Origin of the sequence: Agrobacterium sp. LMR679, assembly GCF_027157905.1 — a bacterium.
Taxonomy (GTDB): Bacteria; Pseudomonadota; Alphaproteobacteria; order Rhizobiales; family Rhizobiaceae; genus Agrobacterium; species Agrobacterium leguminum.
This window is the reverse complement of the sequence record NZ_JAPVOJ010000001.1, coordinates 1,464,736-1,483,121: the sequence shown is the minus strand read 5'-3', so window position 1 is coordinate 1,483,121 and position 18,386 is coordinate 1,464,736. Positions and strand designations below refer to the sequence as shown.

Genomic DNA, 18,386 nt, shown 5'->3' with positions numbered 1-18,386 from the left:
TTTGGCGAAGAACTTCCTCCGAGCTTAAAAAACACCTGGCTGCGTCCGGCCCGCTCACGCACGCGCTCGCCGAAGGCCAAGAGCGACCACCTGCCGGCTACAGGTCGCTGAAATTAACCATTAAGTTGAGAGTGGCAATCATTGCTACTTGCGGAGCATTTTAGCCCTCGGCAATATACCGCGGGGGCTCTTATGAAAAAACGCTACTGGCTACTTTGCGGACTTATCCTGTTCGGCATTTCGAAATTTGGGGAAACACCCTCGAAGGGCGGGAGAACGGCACCGTCGCCGAGTTTTTCAGAGGAGGCGAGCGCGCCGAAAGCTCCGCCATCAACGATGAGCGACCAACGACCGACCTCTTCCCCTACAAGCACCGCTTCCACGCCGAGCGAGACGGCCGGCTCGCAGACTGTCGCAAAAACAACTACCAAGTTCGTCAGTGGGAACGGCGTCGCACTGCGTGGTGCACCAAATCCAAAGTCTCAAGTCATTGATAGACTGGATAGAGGACGGAAAGTCGAACTCCTTCAGTCGGATTTACAATGGTCCAGGATCAAAGATGTTCTGACTCAAAAAGAAGGATGGGTCGCAACCAAGTTTTTGCAGGATGACAACCCCAAGCGGGAGGAAATCTCAAAACCGTCGGAGCCAAAGAGTAAGCCTCCGCCGACACTATCACCCGCCATCATCATTCAGCGGATCATTGCCGAATCCCTGGCCAACTATCCCGGCACATGCGCCTGCCCCTACAACACAGACCGCAGAGGCCGAAGATGCGGCAACCGAAGTGCATATTCAAAGCCGGGCGGCTATGCACCGATCTGTTTCGCGCAAGATGTTACGAAATCGATGATCGAGGCGTATCGCTGACTTCAAACACGAATGGCTCGAATAAAAAGACAAAAATAATCCACGCGACCGATGTCCGTCTGCGAGACACCCGCTATTCTTCCCCAGCCGCTCATACGGACCGGCCAAGTCAGGGCGAGCACGGGCGGTATCGTCACTATCGCCATTGCGCTCTGCAAAAGCTACTTGCCGACGAAACAATCCTCAGCGCCGGCATGGTCACCCGCCGAAAAGCTAGCAATCGCCAGATCGCGTAGCGTTGCGCCGATCACGCCGAGAATTTCATGCTGTTCGGCGATTGCCAGCCGTCGGTGCATAGGGTCCACCGACCTATCTGGATGTTCGAGCACGAACTCGTTTCGGGCGAGATTGTCGATTATGCGCAACAGCGCCGGATCGTCCTTGCCGAAGGCAATCTCGGCTCGTTCGAGAGTTTCCGCATTGAGCTTGCGCGCCTCTTCGAATTCGGCAGCTTCATGCAGGCAGAAAGCAAGATTGGTCATCGCGGCGAGCACGACATTCTCCTCCGCTTCCGGGTCGGCCTCAACGATCATCAGCGCGCCGCGATGCAGATTGACCGCCTCCTGCCACTTGTGATCACGGGCAAGCGCGACAGCCCGGGCGCTCATCAGAGAGGCGCGTTCCGGTGGTGTCAGAAAGGGTGCTTGCTATCGATCGCAAGCACCGTTTCAACGGGGCCGATATAGGCTGGGTTGCCTTGTTCCCAGAGCACGAATCCGCAGATCAGACTCGATCTGCCAAGCACATGGGCTCGGTCAGCGGCGGGATTGTCGGCCTCCGCGCATAGCTCGGTCGATGGACTGTAACACGTCCGCCAGTGACGGTCTGCTTCTTGGCCCATTGCGGTCATTCACGGACCGATCCCCGAACGACTGAGGTGGGGTGGAAATCAGTCTGTCGGTTTCTGGAAGAGGAGACACGAGATTTTCACGCGATTGGAACCGCAACCGGTTGGGTCACTGCACCCGCAATGTCCGTTAGCGGTTCAACCGGCCGCCCCGCACTATCAATCCCCTAGAAGGTCCGAAGCCTTTTGTTGGTCCGAGAGACTAAGGACGTAGTGCGTGAACACCGGGTTCTCGGAAACTGAACGATCGCAGAGCTCGCTAAGCAGCCGCAGTGTTCGCTTCTGCTGCGCTGTCAATCCATCCCGCGTTCTTAGGATTTCATCGTGTGATGTTTCGCATACGAACGAGAAGAACTTTCCTATCAGACCGATGAGTATATCCGCGATCTGAATTCCGGGTTCGTCATCGGAAACAGCGAAGCGATAGTGCGTGAGCACGTCGTCGCCATCGCAGAATTCGATCCCCGCTAGGTGCTCGCGAATGACATCCTCGACGTCGAGGATATGGTTGGCATTTTTGAGGAGGCAAAGCCTCTCGACGAAGAACGGGCCGAAACCATCGATCAGCACGTTCGGTTCGACATCCTCAAGGAAAGGCAAACTATCCAACGTCTTCGCGATCTGCATGACGCCCTTCAACATCATGAAGTTAAAGGGTATCAAAAGCGCCTCACGCTCCTGGATGAGATCGAGTAGATCAGCAATGAATGCGGGACGTCTCTCCCGCCCGACGTTCGGATAGGAATATCGCTGAAACAGCGCGACGGTCTGATCGAAATCATGTCGTAACACTGCGTAAAGATCATTCTTGAGACCCATGTGATGCACAAACAGCGCTGGCTCGTCGTGCTCCCCTAAGATTGAATCCACCACGTCGATGATGGACCAGTACAGCGGATCAAGCACCGAAAAATGGATAAAGAAGCCTTCGTCTTTGATCCATGCTAAGAATGTCTCCATCCGCGCACTATCGACCAATTCCAAGAAATCGCCCTTTGCTACGTGCTTGAGCTTCAGTTCGGCTGCAGATTTCTGAATCCGAAGCGTGTCGCGCAATTCGTCCAAACTGAGGGAGCGAACCGGAGGCGTATGGGCGACGCCACCTATCACAAAGCATTGCGGCTCTGGAGCATTTAAACCATCGGGACGTACGTGTAGACGCCGAATATTGTTCGTCTCATCGTAATACATCACGTACGCACGATCGGCCTTAGCAAGACCATGCAGCGCGATGGCCATGTCCCGCATTTCGTTTACGTCTAGGCCTATGGGTGTCAATTCCTTACCACATCCTCGTTGGTGTCAGTCGTGTCGAAGAGAGAGCAGGGATCAGAGGCGCATCCAACGTGCATTGGTCCTGACCGGCCGGAACTCAAGGGCCCGTTCCTCTTCTGCAAGCGCCTTGATCTTCTCCGCCGCAGCCACGAAGTACGCGGTATCCTCGTGACTCATATCCGGATGACTACCGATATAGGCCAGGTGCCCTCCAGACGTAGTCCTCACAGCATATCTCCTGTCATAGGGGCGTTTCCGATAGGTACCAAGGGATTCGTAAGAGAGGTGGAAGCGTTGCAACGCTCGGTGCCGCGCCGCCATTGAGGATTGCGAGTCTATTGCTGATACAATGCGAAATGTGTCGATTCCTCAAATTTATCCCCGCCGATTTCCTGTCAGACAACACAGATTACCATTACTATATCGACGGGCTAAGTACAGCGAGATCATACAAGACGCTATTATACTGCCTACGTGTAGCAATACACTGTGGAGTAACATACGACAGTCATCTCCCGCACCCATGATCCGGCCGAGCATTTTAGATCACATCGCATCCACAATTATAAGAAATCGCCACAAAAATTCACCTTTCAATAACGTTTGACGCGTATGAGCCCTGCCTCGACGTAATATCCGCTCGCCGACAGCGTGAGCAGTAATGAGGACGCATGATGACGATAGCAGCCACTATAGGTTTTGCTTCTCTCTGAGCCAGGGGACTTCCGACCGGAAACCTCGGCCAGCGAGATCATCGCAGGATACGAGGCAGGAGATCGGAATGCGTCACTCCCATAAAGTCGCCCAATACCTTTACCAGAAACGCGAGGGACTCGGCTTCCTTTCCCTTGCGTCCATGACCCAACCGCCGGAGAACACCGGCACGACCTTGGCCGGGGGCTTGCGAATATAGCCCAGCCGCCAATCCGGCCGTCAGCGTAGCGGACAAGGAGTATTGGCACGAGCCGCACTTCGGCTTGGCCTTGCGCGTGCCCGCCGACAAACAGGCGAAAACCGCACGTGGTCATACGTTCTTCAACGGCAACGGCGTCTACCACGAAAGCGAACTCGAGCACCGCGTCAGTTCTGTGCTTCACACCTTGTCTGGCCTTCGAGAACTTCAGTCGCAATACCCGAAGGTCCAATACACCGACGCCGACGGCGTTCTTCGTGAGCACACCTTCGATTACCTCATCGTTCTCAACGACGGCACACGGGTCGCCGTCGCGGTGAAGTATGCCCGCAAGCGAGCCGAAATGATCGACTTGCTCGATCGCATCTGCGCCGCCGGTATCACAGGGGTCGGCCCACTCGGAAAGTTGACGCCGCGCGTCGCGGACGCCGTCACCTTGATGACGAACGAGGAAGCAACCCACGAGGCATTCGAAAATGCCTACTTCATCCTCACCTCCCGCCTCCACCACGATGACGCCGAATGTGCCAGACTCGTGGATGTGGTGAAACGTCTGCCGGGCCAGTTCCGGTTTGGTGACCTCCTGCGTGACGTCCGTGCACGTGACAAACGCCGGACCGCCGTGTGGCGTCTTATCGATCTCCGTCTGATCGCACCGGTCTACTCGGGCCGTATCGATGATCGATCCTGGCTGCGCGCCTGCGCCTAGCCGTTCCCAACCAAATCAAAATTCCATCCATCAGAGAAAGGACCATCATGGAATCCCGCACCCTGCCCGCTCGTCAATTCCTTCATTCCCTCATCGGTATGGGTCAAATGGATCGCTACCATGACAAGACGAGGAACGCCTTCTTCATTCCTGTAAGTCGCGACGACGTAGGTTATGTGCTCCGTTCAGAAAGCGATGTGGAATATAAGATTTTCCTCTCCCACCAGGAAATCTACGCCGCGCTCGACAGCAACAAAGCATCGATCCGCTACGGCTACAACAGCCCCGCGCAGCAGAAAATCCGTGCCATCTTCGGCGATAAGTCATGGGACGAATTCGACGTCGAAGATCGTGATCTCGCCGTTCATCGGGAAAAGCTGATCCACAAATACGATGTGGAATGCGACCGCATCGGCAAGCTCCTGCCAATGTCCGAGAAAAAGCTCGGCCCGAAGCTGCTGGCGTGGAACCGGGAAATCAACGACGCGCTGTTCGACCTAGCCGCTGATGGCCGGGCCGACCAGAGAAGCCAGGTCGTCATTTTCCCTTGCCCAAGCGTTAAAACCTTCAAACGCGACTACGACGACTATCATAATTGCGACGGTGACGTGATGGCGCTTCTTCCCCGGCATCACGGTCCGGGCCCGAAGCTGTTCGCCCCGAAACCAGCAACGATCGCGTTCGCACACAAGATGGCGATGGCCTATCTGGATCGCCGCCGTCCTACCAAGGCGCATGTCTATCGCTCGTACCTGGCTGAACTCCAGAAGCACAATGCCGACCTCCCGATCCCAAAGAAAATCGGGAAGGTATCCCGCAAAAAATTCGAAGCGATGATCGCGAAGTTCGACAAGTTCCACGTCATTGCGAGCCGTCACGGCGAGAAGTTCGCCATCCAGAAGTTCAAGGCGATCCGTCGGAGTTTCCACGTGGTCGCTCCTGGCCAGCGGATCGAGATGGATTTTGTCACCGTCGATCTGATCTCGCTTCTCGTGGAAACGGGTATCTGGAACGCCCTTCCGGAAACAGTACAGGAGCGTATTCCTCGCGTCCGCATCTGCTTCTGCGCCGCAATCGACGTCGCGACACGTTACATTCTCGCGCTCAAGGCAAGCACGAATCCGAACGCCGTGTCCGCCGTTGCCACGATCCGCATGATCATGACCGACAAGAGACACCTGTCGTCCTATGTGGCCGCCCAGACGCCATGGATCGGGAAAATCAGGCCCCGGGTCATTTACACCGACAACGGCGCGGAATTCACCGCACAACGAACCGCCGAGGTGCTTCGCGCCGCCCGCATTCACGGCACCCGCCCGCCCGCCGGCGATCCTGGTTGCCGCCCGTTCATCGAAAGCCTTTTCCATTCGATCGGTCTGCTAATCGCACCGTATTTCGAGGGCCGGACTTTCTCTTCGGTCGTAGAAAAGGGCGATTACGATCCGCAGGTTCATGCCGCATTGCTGGTCGACGAACTGATCAAGATTTTCATCTTCGCGGTCTGTGACATCTACCACAACAAGCCGCATTCTGGCCTTGGCGGCAACACCCCGCATAATGCGTGGGTCGAGGCCTCCAAAGAATACGAAATCCTCTACCCGCCAGATGCCGAAGAAATGCTCCAGATTTTCGGCATCAAGACGACCCGCCGGATTTCAGACTACGGTATTACCGTATTCGGCATCACCTACTGTGATGCCGAAATCCAGCGGCTCCGGACCAAGTTCGACCAGGTCGACGTCGAGATCAAATACGATCCGGAATGCCCCGCCCACATCGCCGTTAAAGGCGACAAAGGCTGGTTCGTCGTTCGCAACACCGTCGGTCTCGATGACAGTGTAACGCTCGCCGAATGGATGGCCGCACGCAAGGAATTGCGTGCCAGCTACGCCACTGCTGCCGAGCAGGGCATGACGGTGATGTACGACGCTATCAATCGCCTTCGCGCTATCGGTGATGCCGCAACTCTCCGCGCCGGTCTTTCTCCCAGCGTACCGACCGCAAAAGACTTCGACCGTTGGGACGCGGAACTGTTCGGGGCGTGGATGGCCGCGCCCTCTGAAGATCAGATTCCACTCCTCGCCGAAGGCCCACTGCCCGACGATCCGTTGCGGATCGGCATGGTCATCCAGCGGCCCGACCTGTTTGCCCTCGAAAAATCCGTGACCGAAGAAATCAAAGAAAACGAACCCACCACTACGCAAGCCTCTGACGCGCTTGCTTCGGGCTTCTACTATGATGAGGAGTACTAAGATGACGGCAACCAACGAACTGCGCGCGCTGCGTGTGAGGGAAACCAACCGTTACTTCGAGACAGGCCGTTGCCTGGAGCTCGTGAAGCGCCTGACAGAATTCGAGGAGCATGCCCTCGATTGCCTTGCCGGCGGCGGCTCGAGAAGGCGCTCCTTCATCGTAATCGGCGAGTCCGGTAGTGGGAAGTCAACCTCGCTGGAGCGAGCGTTTACGATGGTCCCATCGTTTCAGCCGTACCAGAATGAGTATGGCGAAACGGTGCGTCCAATGATCAGTATCGAGGTGCCGAAACCCTGCTCCACCAAAGATTTGGCAATCCGTATCCTTCACGAAATGGGTCTGCCCGCGAGCAATCGTGCAAATGAGCATGAACTTTACGAGACAGTCAAACAACAGCTCAGAGAACGTCGCGTCCTCTTTCTGCATCTGGATGAGGCACAAGACCTCTTGCGGGCACCAACAGCTGCAGCCGTAAGGTCTCTTCAGGATCGCCTGAAAAGCCTCATTGCCATTCCTGAGTGGCCACTTCACACGATCTACAGCGGCGTGCCGGACCTGGCCAGGCTGGTATCCGGCGATCTCCAGCTCGCGAACAGGTCATTGGTCATGCGGTTCGAGCCGGTGCGATTTCCTTCTGACAAGCCGCTGATCGAAAAGCTTCTGTGCGACATTGCCGTCGATCATTGCGGTCTTGTGCTGGCGGACGAGTTGATGACCGACGACTTCCTGGGACGCCTGGTAGCCTCCACGGATGGTGGGTTGGGTACGATGATCGAGATGGTGCGAGCGGCTTGTTTCGCAGCCCTGGGACGAAACCGCAAAAATCTCACGGCTCGCGACTTCGCAGGTTTCTACGACCGTGCGTCGGGCAGTCTTCGCGGCGACAACATCATCACCTCGCCCCGGTGGCGCGACATTGATCGCAGCAACGCATTGACGGACCTCGTCGCCCAGCCCTCGAAAAAGAAGAAGTAATAGCCAGAAAGGTATCGCGTCATGGCACTCCCTGTCACCGTCGAGTTTCACAAAACCGAAACGCCCCTGAGCCTGGCATCCCGCCTCGCGCACGCAAATGGCTATCGTTCAATGCGGGGGTTTCTCGCCACGACGGACACAAACGCCACTGCCATCGCCTCGGGCGATCCCGAAGCGATGGCATTACTCGCACACTGGTCAGGTGTCGAAGAAGCGCGTCTCGCAGCGTATGCAATCGCGTCCGTTACCGCCGGAGCGACGTGGAAGCTGGGTCACGCATTGATGGGCCGTGATATGCGACCGGGACGAAATCATCGGTACTGCCCGAAATGTGTCGTTGACGATCTCGAAAACGGCAGCGGACGTCCTTCTTCACGGCCCTACGTCCGGGCGGCGTGGATGACACGCGCCTTACAGAATTGCCATGAGCATGCTTGTGCGATCAAGGAAGCCCCGGCGTCCTCGCAAGAGCAAGGTGATTTCGCCTCGTTCGTACGCCTGAATATTTCAACGATCAGGGAGGAGGCGGTCGACACCAGCGCAGCCTCCTCGTCTCAAATCGATCGATACGTGGTCGCAAGAATCGACGGTCTCCCCGCCAACGAGTTTCTCGACAATTTTGAAACCTATGTGGCTGTCGATCTTTGCCGTCATTTCGGTCGCTTCCAGAAGATGCACCGGATCGCATATGATCGTTGCGACCTGGCGTCTCATTCCGACGTCGAGTGCGGGTTTGGTTCCGCCTCGGCCGGACGCGATCTGATTGAGAAGATTATTTGCCAGGCGATCGAACAATCAAAACCGATGGTCTATGAAATGGCTTCCTTTTTCGGGCCGTTGCGAGATTGGCTGATGCGCAATCACAAGAAGCCTGAATTCTCCCTCGTAACAGAGATTTTTCAGGACATCGCCGAGAGAAATCTCCCAATCGGTCCTGATGAAGCCTTTGTGCTGCCCACCCGAAAACGCCATCTGCATTCGATCAGATCGGCAGGCCTCGAATATGGCATGATGGAAGACCGTATCCAGGACCTGCTTCTGGAAGCTAATCTCATTGCACCCTCACAGCTGACGAGCGCCCAGATTTACTTCGATGCGCGTCGGGGCCACGAGGTATTGTCCAATGCGCTGGATACGATGACCAGTGTTGAAATCCGGACGGTTCTCGGAATCAGGGATGACCGCATGCGAGCCATTCTCGATGCCGGACTTCTGCGCCGCGTGGAGCAACCGAAGGACGGCGCACGCGTGTTTTCGCGTGTCCAACGGTCCGAATTCGAGGCATTTAAGAAAGCGCTTTTCGGGCGCTCACTAAACGGTTCAAATACAGACGGCCTGGTGCGGCTGGATAAAGCAGCGCAAAGATGCGGTTGCCAAACCGAGAGCATCCTCAAATTGGGCTTGGAAGGTTCTCTGAAAAGCCTTCATTTCGAAGGCGGTCGGACGACGCTCTCGAACCTCCTTGTGGATTGGGAGGAAGTCAGAGCCTGCTTGAACCGCTCTATTCCTGAAGTGGCATCGTTGAATGGCAACGTTCAAAACGATAGTCATAGACATCTCAATGTCCGAGACACAGAACGCCGGATCGGGACGGCGAGAGGCACGATCGGCGAACTGCTGCGCCTCGGTTATCTAAGGACCGAAACCCGGATCAATCCTGCCACCCGGCGTGAGCAACAATACATCCTCGCTCATTCCGTGGATGCCTTCATCGCCGAAAATATTTGTCTCGCTCTTTTGTCGGACCGTGCTGGTGTCTTTCCCGGAATCCTTCGTCAAAAACTCGAGGCCGAGGGAGTGCGACCCATTTATGAACCGACCGGTAGAAACTCGAGATTCTATCGGCGATCGGACGTAGCGCACTGGCAATAAAACGAAGGTCGTCTTTCGGCGAAAACGCGCAATCTTAGTTAGTAAGGCCCGCTTCGGCGGGCTTTTTTATTGCCTGCGGTTCCAGCACCTCAGTTTCGGGACACACCTATCGGAGCAATTCGCCCCGACCTTTGTGAGGTCCTCTAAAATTCCTCAATAAAATCAGGGAAAACTATCGTCGCAGCGACAAATCAACGGAGCGCAATCAAGGCGCGTTTATGCGGATCAGGATGATATGACATCAACTGTCAGCGGAGCCACCGAGACCGCATCCACGCCATTCGCTTTCAGGAAGTCGGTAACCAGGCCTTCGGCTTTGGCGCTTTCCACAAACGCGGTCAGATAGCTCTCCGCCACCGGGCCATGCGTCCGTGCCACTCCCATCGCCTGCTCGATCACCATGAAGCGGCCGGCCAGAAGCCGCAGTCCACCGAACCGGTCCGCGTCCTGCTGGAGTTGCTGACGAACGCCCGCCGCGACGTCGGCTGACGTTTCCAGGAAATGCTGGACGACGGTGGGGGACGTCGCGGCGCGCTCGATCGTGGCGTGTCGAAGTTCTCGTGTAAGATACAGGTCGTAGGCGCTGCCCTTGCCCACAACCACCCTACGGCCCGCAACATCAATATCTTTCATTTCGGAGACCGGCGAGCCGTCTCGGACAAGATAACAGCCTTCGATCAGCACGTAGGGGGCAGTGAACGCAATCAGCTGCGCGCGTGCGGGATCGCGAGCGAAAAAGCCGATATCGGCACGGCCTTCCTCAACGGCGGTGACTGCTTCACCCGCTGACTCCATAACGACAAGTTCAAGCGGTACGTCCAGACGCTCCGCCAGCGTCCGGGCGAGATCGACGGAAACGCCTGCGACGCCTCCCGGCACGTCTTTCCGGCTTGCGAGGATCGGATTCCCGACGTTTATCGTCGTCCGCAACGTTCCCGAAGGAGCGATTGCGCGTCGCACGTTGACGATGTCGATGTCTGTCATTTCGCTTCTCCGATCAGGTTTCCCGCCCGGATGCCTTCCGACCCGGCCTGTTCAGCAATTGCTTGAGGATGAGCGGCAGCACGCCGCCTGCCCGAAGAATGCCGACCTCCGCACTGGTTTCGATTGCCGCCACGGCATCCAGGGTCGTCGAAGTGCCATCCACCTTGCGTATTGTCACGGTCACATCGCAACGTGGTGTCATGGTCTGTGGATCGGCGTCAATCACGACGACATCATCGGCCGAGATGCCAAGGTCAGCGGGCTTGACGCCTTGCGGTAACCGTAGGGGCAACACGCCCATGCCGATCAGGTTCCAGCGGTGAATGCGCTCAAAGCTGGTTGCGAGCACGGCGCGGACACCGAGAAGCGCCACACCCTTGGCTGCCCAGTCACGAGAAGAACCCATCCCATAACGCTCGCCTGCCAACACGACCACGGACCTGCCCTCGGCTTGGTATCGTTGCGCCGCGTCCCAGAGTGACAGGACATCGCCCGATCCGGCGTGGATGGTGGAACCGGGGGAATGTCGTGGCCGAGAAGATTGCGCACCGTTTTGTTGGTGAACAGGCCACGAATCATCACTTCCCAGTTGCCGCGCCGCGACGAGAAGACGTTGAGGTCGAAGGGATTTTCCCCGCGTTCGATCAGATGGCGGCCGGCATCGCCCTTTGCAGGGATCGCGCCGGCCGGTGAAATATGGTCGGTCGTGATGTCATCGCCAACAATGAGGATCGGATGCGCCTCATAGGTCCCGAGCTTGGTTCCCTTGCCGAAACTCGCAAATGGCGGACGGCGGATGTAGGTGGATGTCTCGTCCCAGGGAAACAGCGTCGTCGTTGGAGCCGGAAGCTCCTTCCACGCCTTGCTCGCTTCGGCGGCATCGTAGGCGGGCGCGAAGTCCTCTATTTTCGATGCGGCAGCCAGGGCTTCGTCGATCTCCACGGTGCTCGGCCACAGCATGGAGAGGGTCACCGGCGTGCCGTCCTGCGAAACCCCGATCGGATCGTTCATGATATCGAGTTCGACGGTCCCGGCGAGCGCGAAGGCCACGACCATTGGTGGCGAGGCGAGGAACCCGGCCTCAAGCTGGGGATGGACGCGCCCGGGGAAGTTTCGGTTTCCCGAAAGCACGGCGACCGGAAGGATGCCACGTTTGGCCATCGCATCCGCGACCGGCTCGGTCAGCGGGCCGGAATTGCCGATACATGTCGTACAGCCGTAACCCACGATACCGAAGCCGACGGATTCGAGATCGGACAAAAGCCCTGCCCGCACGAGATAACGCTCCGCCGTCGGCGAGCCGGGCGCGGTGGACGTCTTGACCCAGTGCGGAGGGCGAAGTCCGTAGGCCTTCGCCTTGCGGGCCAGAAGTCCGGCAGCGATCAACAGGCGCGGATCGGACGTATTGGTACAGCTTGTGATGGCCGCTATCGCGACCGAGCCGTCGTTCGGTTCGCCCTCGACGGAAGGCGCGCCGCCGTTCTTTTTCATTCCCGCGATTGCGCTACGGGTTTCGCTGACTGCAATCCGGTCCTGCGGGCGACGGGGGCCTGCGAGGCTGGGTTCGACGCTGGACAGGTCAAGATCGAGGGTGGACGTGTAGCGCGGACTGGCGTTCGGATCGAACCAGATGCCGACCCGTTTCGCATAGGCCTCAACGAAAGCAGCGTGTACCGACCTGCGCCCGGTGGTGAGAAGGTAATCGATCGACTGGCGGTCGATCGGGAAATAGCCGCTATTCGCCCCGAACTCGGGCGTCATGTTAGCAACGACCGCACGGTCGCCTGCCGTGAGGTTCGAGACGCCCGGGCCGTAGAACTCGACGAATTTGTCCTGCAAGTCGATCTGGCGGAGCAGATGGGTAACGACAAGCGCCAGATCGGTTGCAAGAACGCCCTCCCTGAGCGCGCCCGTCAGCCGGACGCCGACAACATCGGGAACGCGGAGGGCGACAGGCATGCCGAAGAAAACGCTTTCCGCCTCCAGCCCGCCGACACCCCAGGCCAGCACGCCAATGCCATTGATCATTGGCGTATGACTGTCCGTCCCGATCAGCGTGTCCGGCATGGCCCACAGCCTGCCGTCGCGCTGCACCGACGTCGCGACCGTCGCAAGCCGTTCGAGATTGAGCGTATGCATGATCCCGGTTCCCGGCGGATGCGCCCGGAAGTCGGCAAGGCTGTTTGTCGCCCATTTCATGAAACTATAGCGCTCGGCATTGCGCTCGTACTCTCGCTCCATGTTGCGTGCGAGTGCCGCCGAAGTCCCGAAAGCATCGACGGCGACCGAGTGATCGGTGGAGACATCGACGGGAACGACGGGGTTGAGCAGGGCCGGATCGCCGCCTGCCTCGGCGAGCGCCGAGCGCATGCCAGCGATATCCACGAGCGCGGGCCCGCATGTCGTGTCGTGCATCAGCACCCGGTTCGGCAGAAAGGGAATTTCGACATCGCTCTGGCCCGTTTCGAGCCAGGCGAGCATAGCGTCCTTGGCACGAAAGGCGTCGTCACCTGCCGTACGGAGAACGTTCTCCAGCAGGATGCGATGGATATAAGGCATGCGCACCAGACAATCGCCAGCCTCGGCCGGAAGATCGATGATGTCGTGGCTGACGCCGTTGATGTCGAATGTGGTGCGCATGCTGTTTTTCCATTCAGGCTTTTCGGGAGGACGTACGGCCGGCGTGGAACTGTCCGGTCGGACTGTCATCGGCGTCGGGAGCCGGGAAGCGCATGAACCATGTCATGAAGAACGAGATCACGAGAAGCACCGCCAGAAACAAAAGGCCGCCGAGGGGGCTGCCTGTCGCCGTTTTAGCCCAACCCATCGCGTAGGGTCCGACGAATCCACCGAGGTTGCCGATCGAGTTGATCGCCGCAATCGACACCGCCGCCGTCGAACGTGACAGGAAGAGGCCCGGCAACGACCAGAACGGCGATTTGAACGCATAGATGCCTGCGAGAGCCACCGAGATCAGGCCAATCGCGACATAGGGATCGTGTGTCAGGCCTGTAGCGGCCAGCGCGAATCCGCCGATCAGGAGCGGTACGGCACTGTGCTTTTGTCGTTCGCCCATGCGGTCGGAACTCCTGGACCACAGGACCATCGCGATCGTGGCGATCGCATAAGGAATCATGGCGACGAGGCCGATCTGGGTGTGCGTTAGCGACTTGCCGAAGCTCTGGATGATCTGGGGCATCCAGAGACCAATCCCGAGATTGCCGACCTGATAGATGAAATAGATCGCTGACAGGAAAAGCACTTTCGGGTTGGAGATCGCCGCCCACAGCCCAAGATGCTGGACGTTCTTGCGTTTGTTATGGTCTTGGGCAAGCTCGCCGACGAGCCAGTTGCGCTCGTCCTCGGTCAGCCACTTCGCCTTCTCCGGGCGATCTGTCATGTAAAAGTAGTTGAAGACGCCGGCCAGGATCGCGGGCAACCCTTCGAGCACCAGCATCCAGCGCCAGCCCGCATGTCCGAACCAGTTCACGTTGTCCATGATCCAGGTGCTGAGCGGCGCGCCGAGCAGATAGGAAGCCGGGATGGCGGCGGTGAAGAAAGCCACCGTCGTTGCCTGTTCCTTGGCGCGGAACCAGTAGGTGAGATAGATGATGATACCGGGGAAGAAGCCTGCTTCCGCGACGCCGAGGAGGAAGCGGAGTGTATAGAGCTGCCAGGCCTCCTGAACGAAGCCCGTCAGGACCGCAACCGCACCCCAGGTGAGCAGAATACGCGAAATCCAGATGCGCGAACCGTATTTCTGGAGCGCGACGTTGCTCGGAACCTCGAACAGGAAATAGCCGATGAAGAAGATTCCCCCGCAAAGCCGAAAGCTTCGGCGGAAAGGGCAAGGTCCTTGTTCATCTCGAGGGCCGCGTATCCGAGATTGGCGCGATCCAGATAGGAAATGACATAGAGGATGAAACAGTAGGGCACGATTCTCCAGAAGACTTTACGCGTGGTCGTCTTCTCGAGCGTGCTCGTATCGGTGAGCGTCATGGCTCCCTCCCAAAGGTATTTATGCCGCTTGCCTCCCAAGGCACGGCCCTTGTTTACATATTATAATTATAAAATGCAATTGCGATTTTTGAAGGACCGGTTTATCAGGTTCTGGGCCATACGGAGGAGACCTGAGAAATGGAAAATCGCGGCGACCTGGTCGTTTATGTCGGCGCGCGAACAACGCGGCAACGCAACGCGCGCGGCAACGGCCTCAATGTGTACCGTCTTCGCAACGGCATGCAGTGGGAACACCTTCAGCTCCTCGAGATGGAAAACCCGTCCTTCTTGGCATTCGATCGAACCGGCCAGTTCCTGCACACCGTCCACGGCGACTCGGATCGGGTGACGTCATTCGCGATCGAACGGTCGACGGGCAAGCTGACGCCACTGGGAACGCAATCGACACGGGGACGCAATCCGGTCGATCTCTCCTTTGACTCGACGAACCGATACCTCGTCATCGCAAATCACGTTACGTCGTCCATCGTCCTTCTTCCGCGCCTTGAGAACGGAGCCCTGGGCGAGGTCTGTGACCTTGCCGCAGTTACCGGGGAAATCGGCCCGCATCGCGTCGAGCAGGCCATGCCCAAGCCTCATCAGGTGGAATTCGATCCGAGTGGCCGGTGGATCGCGGTGCCGGACAAGGGTGCCGACACCGTCCTCATCTACGAGATCGACGCGGCGAGCGGAACCTTGCGGAAAGCGAGCGCCTGCGCCACGCGGGAGGCCTCGGGTCCCAGACACATCGCGTTCCACTCCAACGGCCGCCTCGCCTATGTTGTCAACGAGCTCGACTCAACTGTCACCGCGTACCGTTTCGATCCCGACAACGGACGCCTCTCGCCCTTCCAGATACTCTCGACCCTTCCCGACACCTTCACCGGAAACAGCCGCGCTGCCGAAATCGCGGTATCGGGCGACGGACGGTTCGTCTATGCCAGCAATCGCGGCAGCGACACCATCGTGGTCTTCGAACTGGACCGCTCCGGCCACATGCGTCTTGCCGGACATTGGGCGACCGGCGGAAAGACACCGAGATTTTTCACAATCCTTCCAAACGGCGTCCTCCTCGCGGCAAACGAGGATTCGGACACCGTGACCGCGTTCGACATAGACGCAATGACCGGTCGCCTGTCTGCGAGGGATGAGGTGCTCTCGGTCGGGAGCCCTGTCTGCATCGTCTTCAACGCGCTGGACTGATGGACCTCAGACCTTCGGAGTCTTGATGCGGCTCGCGCCCATGATGTGGGTGAACAGAAACGCCGCAGCCTCGTTTCGTCGCCCGTCCTCGACGAGATCGAGGATATGGAGATGTTCCGCCGTCTGCTTCGGCAGGCGGCTGCGGTCGATGGTGATGTGATATTCGATGAGGCGGCGAAGCCTGTTGATCCGCTTGATGGAGTCGAGGAAGAACTCGTTGCGGGAGCATGCGACGAGCATCTCATGGAACTCGTTGTTGGCCTTGAAGATATCGGCACGCGACCAGGTCTCGAAGCCGCCGTCGCGCAAGGCGGTCTGGACCTCGCGGGCGCGCTTCAAGCCCTCGACGTCGGGCTCGAACGTCGGCAACAGCATCGCCTGCTGCTCGATCACGGCCCGGAACGCATATCCATCCTCGTAACTCTGTCTGGACGTCAGAGCCTGACGGAACGCCCACCCATTCCCCGGCAGTCGCTCGATCCAGCCTTCGTCAGCGATGCGGTGCAGAACTTTCAGGAGACGGGTTCTGGGGACATCGTAGAAGCGCATCAACTCGTTTTCGCTGACGCGCTCTTCAAGCTTGCCCGACAGACGGTCTTCGGCCATACGGAAGTAGATTGCCTCGTCGCCCGCCGCGTCGTCGTTGGCGGTTTCAAGCGCGATATTTTCAGCGTCGACGGCAAGGAAGTAGCCCCTGTTTGGTTCGGCCCGGACGATACCATCTCCTTCGAGTTTCTGGAGAGCGCTCAGGATCGGCGCACGCGAAACCCGGAACGTATCAGCCAGCAGCTGCAATGGCAGGTGCTGGCCCTGTTGCATGCGGTTCGTCTGCACATACTCGACGATGTTGCTGCTGATCTGTGGTACCAGGCTTTTCCTAGCCATCCGCCGCCCTGTCCTGTTCATCGCATGGTCGCGATGTCCTCTTACGGAACATCGCGCCATGTTACCATAGCGCGATGGGTCGCCGGTCACCAATCAATCCTCGTCCTGCTGGAAACGTGACAGTCCGCGGAAGATGAAGGGTGCGACAAGAGCAACGACCGCGATCCCGATCATGATGGCCGAACTCGGATGTTGTAAGAAGACAATCGGATCACCGAGGCTCATCTGAAGCGAGCGACGCAATGCACTGTCGGCAAGAGGGCCAAGGATAAGGCCAACGACGGCAGGGGCGATCGGATAGTCGAAACGCCGCATGAGGAATCCGACGACACCGAATCCGGTCAGCAGGAGCAGTTCGACAACGGATGGATTCGCCGCAATCGTTCCCATTGACGCGAAGACCAGAATTCCGGCGTAAAGCCATGGAAGCGGGATTTTCAGCAGTCTGACCCAAAGGCCAACCAGCGGTAAATTAAGCACCAGCAGCATCACGTTGGCGATGAACAGGCTCGCAACGAGACCCCAGACGAGATCGGCGTGCTGAGCGAAAAGGAGCGGTCCTGGTTGAATGTTATATTGCTGGAATCCCGCAAGCATCACGGCCGCCGTCGCGGACGTAGGCAGGCCAAGCGTGAGCAACGGCACGAGCGTTCCTGCCGCGGAGGCATTGTTCGCCGCTTCGGGACCCGCAACGCCCTCAATCGCGCCTTCGCCGAATTCCTCGGGTTTGCGGGATAGCTTCCTTTCGATGTTGTAGCTGAGGAATGTCGGGATTTCTGCGCCGCCCGCCGGCAGCGCGCCGATGGGGAAACCGATGAAGGTTCCGCGCAGCCAGGGCTTCCACGACCGGCTCCAGTCCTCCTTCGTCATCCAGATCGATCCCTTCACCGGGATCGGTTTTTCCGGCTTGTAGAGATGCCGGGAAGCCACGATCAGGGCTTCGCCTATGGCGAACAAACCGACCGCGAGCGTCGTCACCTCAACCCCGTCGAGAAGTTCAGGAACGCCGAAGGTCAGACGTGCCTGGCCCGTAAGCTGGTCGATGCCCATAAGACCGAGCCAGAGGCCAAACGCCAAGCTCGTCAGACCACGTAGCGGCGACGATCCGAACGTCGCCGAAACAGTGACGAACGCAATCAGCATGAGACCGAAATAGTCCCACGGGCCAAACTTGACCGCGACTTTAACGAGGACGGGCGCAAGGAATGCGAGGCCGACCGTTGCGATCAGGGCCGCGACGAAGGATCCGATTGCAGCCGTGGCGAGCGCCGGACCGCCCCTTCCCCTGCGCGCCATCTGATTGCCTTCGAGCGCGGTCACCACTGACGCGCTTTCCCCGGGCGTATTCAGAAGGATCGCGGTCGTCGAACCACCGTACATCCCGCCATAATAGATGCCCGCAAACATAATGATGGAGCCGCCGGGATCGAGTTTGAAAGTGACGGGAAGCAGAAGCGCAACCGTCAGCGCCGGGCCGATACCGGGAAGCACGCCGACCGCCGTGCCTATGATGACCCCGATTGCCGCGTAGATGAGGTTCGCGGGATCGATGGCAATGGCGAAGCCCTGGAAAAGATAGATGAGGGTGTCCATGGCGACCT

Annotated in this window: 13 protein-coding genes and 1 pseudogene; 6 read left to right on the top strand and 8 right to left on the bottom strand. The window is 58.3% G+C overall.

Annotated elements, in window-relative coordinates:
* The first annotated feature begins 192 nt into the window (after nt 1-192).
* Nucleotides 193-870 (top strand): SH3 domain-containing protein, encoded by a 678-nt coding sequence (locus O3W47_RS06915; RefSeq protein ID WP_269313324.1) that lies wholly within the window; start codon nt 193-195, stop codon nt 868-870.
* A 161-nt stretch (nt 871-1,031) separates the two neighbouring features.
* Here O3W47_RS06915 and O3W47_RS06910 read toward each other — a convergent pair whose 3' ends face one another.
* Together O3W47_RS06910 and O3W47_RS06905 are read right to left on the bottom strand one after the other, a co-directional pair.
* A complete protein-coding gene (locus tag O3W47_RS06910; protein WP_269313323.1) occupies nt 1,032-1,478 on the bottom strand; it encodes a tetratricopeptide repeat protein in 447 nt (148 codons plus the stop codon).
* Between the two features lie 398 nt (nt 1,479-1,876).
* Complete coding sequence (locus O3W47_RS06905; protein ID WP_269313322.1) at nt 1,877-2,956, bottom strand: DUF3800 domain-containing protein; 1,080 nt, start codon at nt 2,954-2,956, stop codon at nt 1,877-1,879.
* Nucleotides 2,957-3,969: 1,013 nt separating this feature from the next.
* On the opposite strand from O3W47_RS06905, the gene O3W47_RS06900 reads away from it, so the two are divergent.
* From O3W47_RS06900 to O3W47_RS06885, 4 genes are read left to right on the top strand one after another with little or no spacing between them, the layout of a single operon-like run.
* Nucleotides 3,970-4,614: a hypothetical protein gene (locus O3W47_RS06900; RefSeq protein ID WP_269313321.1), complete on the top strand. Its 645-nt coding sequence runs from the start codon at nt 3,970-3,972 to the stop codon at nt 4,612-4,614.
* 47 nt (nt 4,615-4,661) lie between these two features.
* A complete protein-coding gene (locus tag O3W47_RS06895; protein WP_269313320.1) occupies nt 4,662-6,866 on the top strand; it encodes a DDE-type integrase/transposase/recombinase in 2,205 nt (734 codons plus the stop codon).
* Nucleotide 6,867: 1 nt separating this feature from the next.
* On the top strand, nt 6,868-7,842 hold the full coding sequence (locus O3W47_RS06890; protein WP_269313319.1) for an ATP-binding protein: 975 nt from the start codon (nt 6,868-6,870) through the stop codon (nt 7,840-7,842).
* Nucleotides 7,843-7,863: 21 nt separating this feature from the next.
* Nucleotides 7,864-9,714 carry a TniQ family protein gene (locus tag O3W47_RS06885; RefSeq protein WP_269313318.1) on the top strand — a complete coding sequence of 617 codons (1,851 nt, stop codon included), beginning with the start codon at nt 7,864-7,866 and terminating at the stop codon, nt 9,712-9,714.
* Nucleotides 9,715-9,939: 225 nt separating this feature from the next.
* Here O3W47_RS06885 and O3W47_RS06880 read toward each other — a convergent pair whose 3' ends face one another.
* From O3W47_RS06880 to O3W47_RS06865, 4 genes and pseudogenes are all read right to left on the bottom strand, one after another.
* On the bottom strand, nt 9,940-10,698 hold the full coding sequence (locus tag O3W47_RS06880; protein WP_269313317.1) for a transporter substrate-binding domain-containing protein: 759 nt from the start codon (nt 10,696-10,698) through the stop codon (nt 9,940-9,942).
* A 13-nt stretch (nt 10,699-10,711) separates the two neighbouring features.
* Nucleotides 10,712-13,338, bottom strand: a pseudogene (gene acnA / locus O3W47_RS06875) (aconitate hydratase AcnA).
* A 13-nt stretch (nt 13,339-13,351) separates the two neighbouring features.
* Nucleotides 13,352-14,491, bottom strand: a complete 1,140-nt coding sequence (locus O3W47_RS06870) for an MFS transporter (RefSeq protein WP_269313722.1) — start codon at nt 14,489-14,491, stop codon at nt 13,352-13,354.
* Complete coding sequence (locus O3W47_RS06865) at nt 14,395-14,697, bottom strand: hypothetical protein (RefSeq protein WP_269313316.1); 303 nt, start codon at nt 14,695-14,697, stop codon at nt 14,395-14,397. The genes O3W47_RS06870 and O3W47_RS06865 overlap by 97 nt, the downstream gene beginning before the upstream one ends.
* A gap of 138 nt (nt 14,698-14,835) precedes the next feature.
* Between O3W47_RS06865 and O3W47_RS06860 the strand changes: the two genes are divergently transcribed.
* Entirely contained in the window at nt 14,836-15,900 is a 1,065-nt protein-coding gene (locus tag O3W47_RS06860; protein WP_269313315.1) for a lactonase family protein, read from the top strand.
* Between the two features lie 6 nt (nt 15,901-15,906).
* Here the strand turns inward: O3W47_RS06860 and O3W47_RS06855 are convergent, their stop codons facing one another.
* Together O3W47_RS06855 and O3W47_RS06850 are read right to left on the bottom strand one after the other, a co-directional pair.
* Entirely contained in the window at nt 15,907-16,785 is an 879-nt protein-coding gene (locus O3W47_RS06855; protein ID WP_262532820.1) for a GntR family transcriptional regulator, read from the bottom strand.
* 93 nt (nt 16,786-16,878) lie between these two features.
* Entirely contained in the window at nt 16,879-18,378 is a 1,500-nt protein-coding gene (locus O3W47_RS06850; protein WP_003520634.1) for a tripartite tricarboxylate transporter permease, read from the bottom strand.
* Nucleotides 18,379-18,386: the final 8 nt, after the last annotated feature.

Excerpts from the sequence above, each read along its gene's own strand:
- O3W47_RS06880 (WP_269313317.1), bottom strand. The coding sequence starts at position 10,698 with ATGACAGACATCGACATCGTCAACGTGCGACGCGCAATCGCTCCTTCG.
- O3W47_RS06885 (WP_269313318.1), top strand. The coding sequence starts at position 7,864 with ATGGCACTCCCTGTCACCGTCGAGTTTCACAAAACCGAAACGCCCCTG.
- O3W47_RS06905 (WP_269313322.1), bottom strand. The coding sequence starts at position 2,956 with ATGGCCATCGCGCTGCATGGTCTTGCTAAGGCCGATCGTGCGTACGTG.
- O3W47_RS06860 (WP_269313315.1), top strand. The coding sequence starts at position 14,836 with ATGGAAAATCGCGGCGACCTGGTCGTTTATGTCGGCGCGCGAACAACG.
- O3W47_RS06855 (WP_262532820.1), bottom strand. The coding sequence starts at position 16,785 with ATGGCTAGGAAAAGCCTGGTACCACAGATCAGCAGCAACATCGTCGAG.
- O3W47_RS06910 (WP_269313323.1), bottom strand. The coding sequence starts at position 1,478 with ATGAGCGCCCGGGCTGTCGCGCTTGCCCGTGATCACAAGTGGCAGGAG.
- O3W47_RS06915 (WP_269313324.1), top strand. The coding sequence starts at position 193 with ATGAAAAAACGCTACTGGCTACTTTGCGGACTTATCCTGTTCGGCATT.
- O3W47_RS06890 (WP_269313319.1), top strand. The coding sequence starts at position 6,868 with ATGACGGCAACCAACGAACTGCGCGCGCTGCGTGTGAGGGAAACCAAC.
- O3W47_RS06895 (WP_269313320.1), top strand. The coding sequence starts at position 4,662 with ATGGAATCCCGCACCCTGCCCGCTCGTCAATTCCTTCATTCCCTCATC.
- O3W47_RS06850 (WP_003520634.1), bottom strand. The coding sequence starts at position 18,378 with ATGGACACCCTCATCTATCTTTTCCAGGGCTTCGCCATTGCCATCGAT.
- O3W47_RS06865 (WP_269313316.1), bottom strand. The coding sequence starts at position 14,697 with ATGACGCTCACCGATACGAGCACGCTCGAGAAGACGACCACGCGTAAA.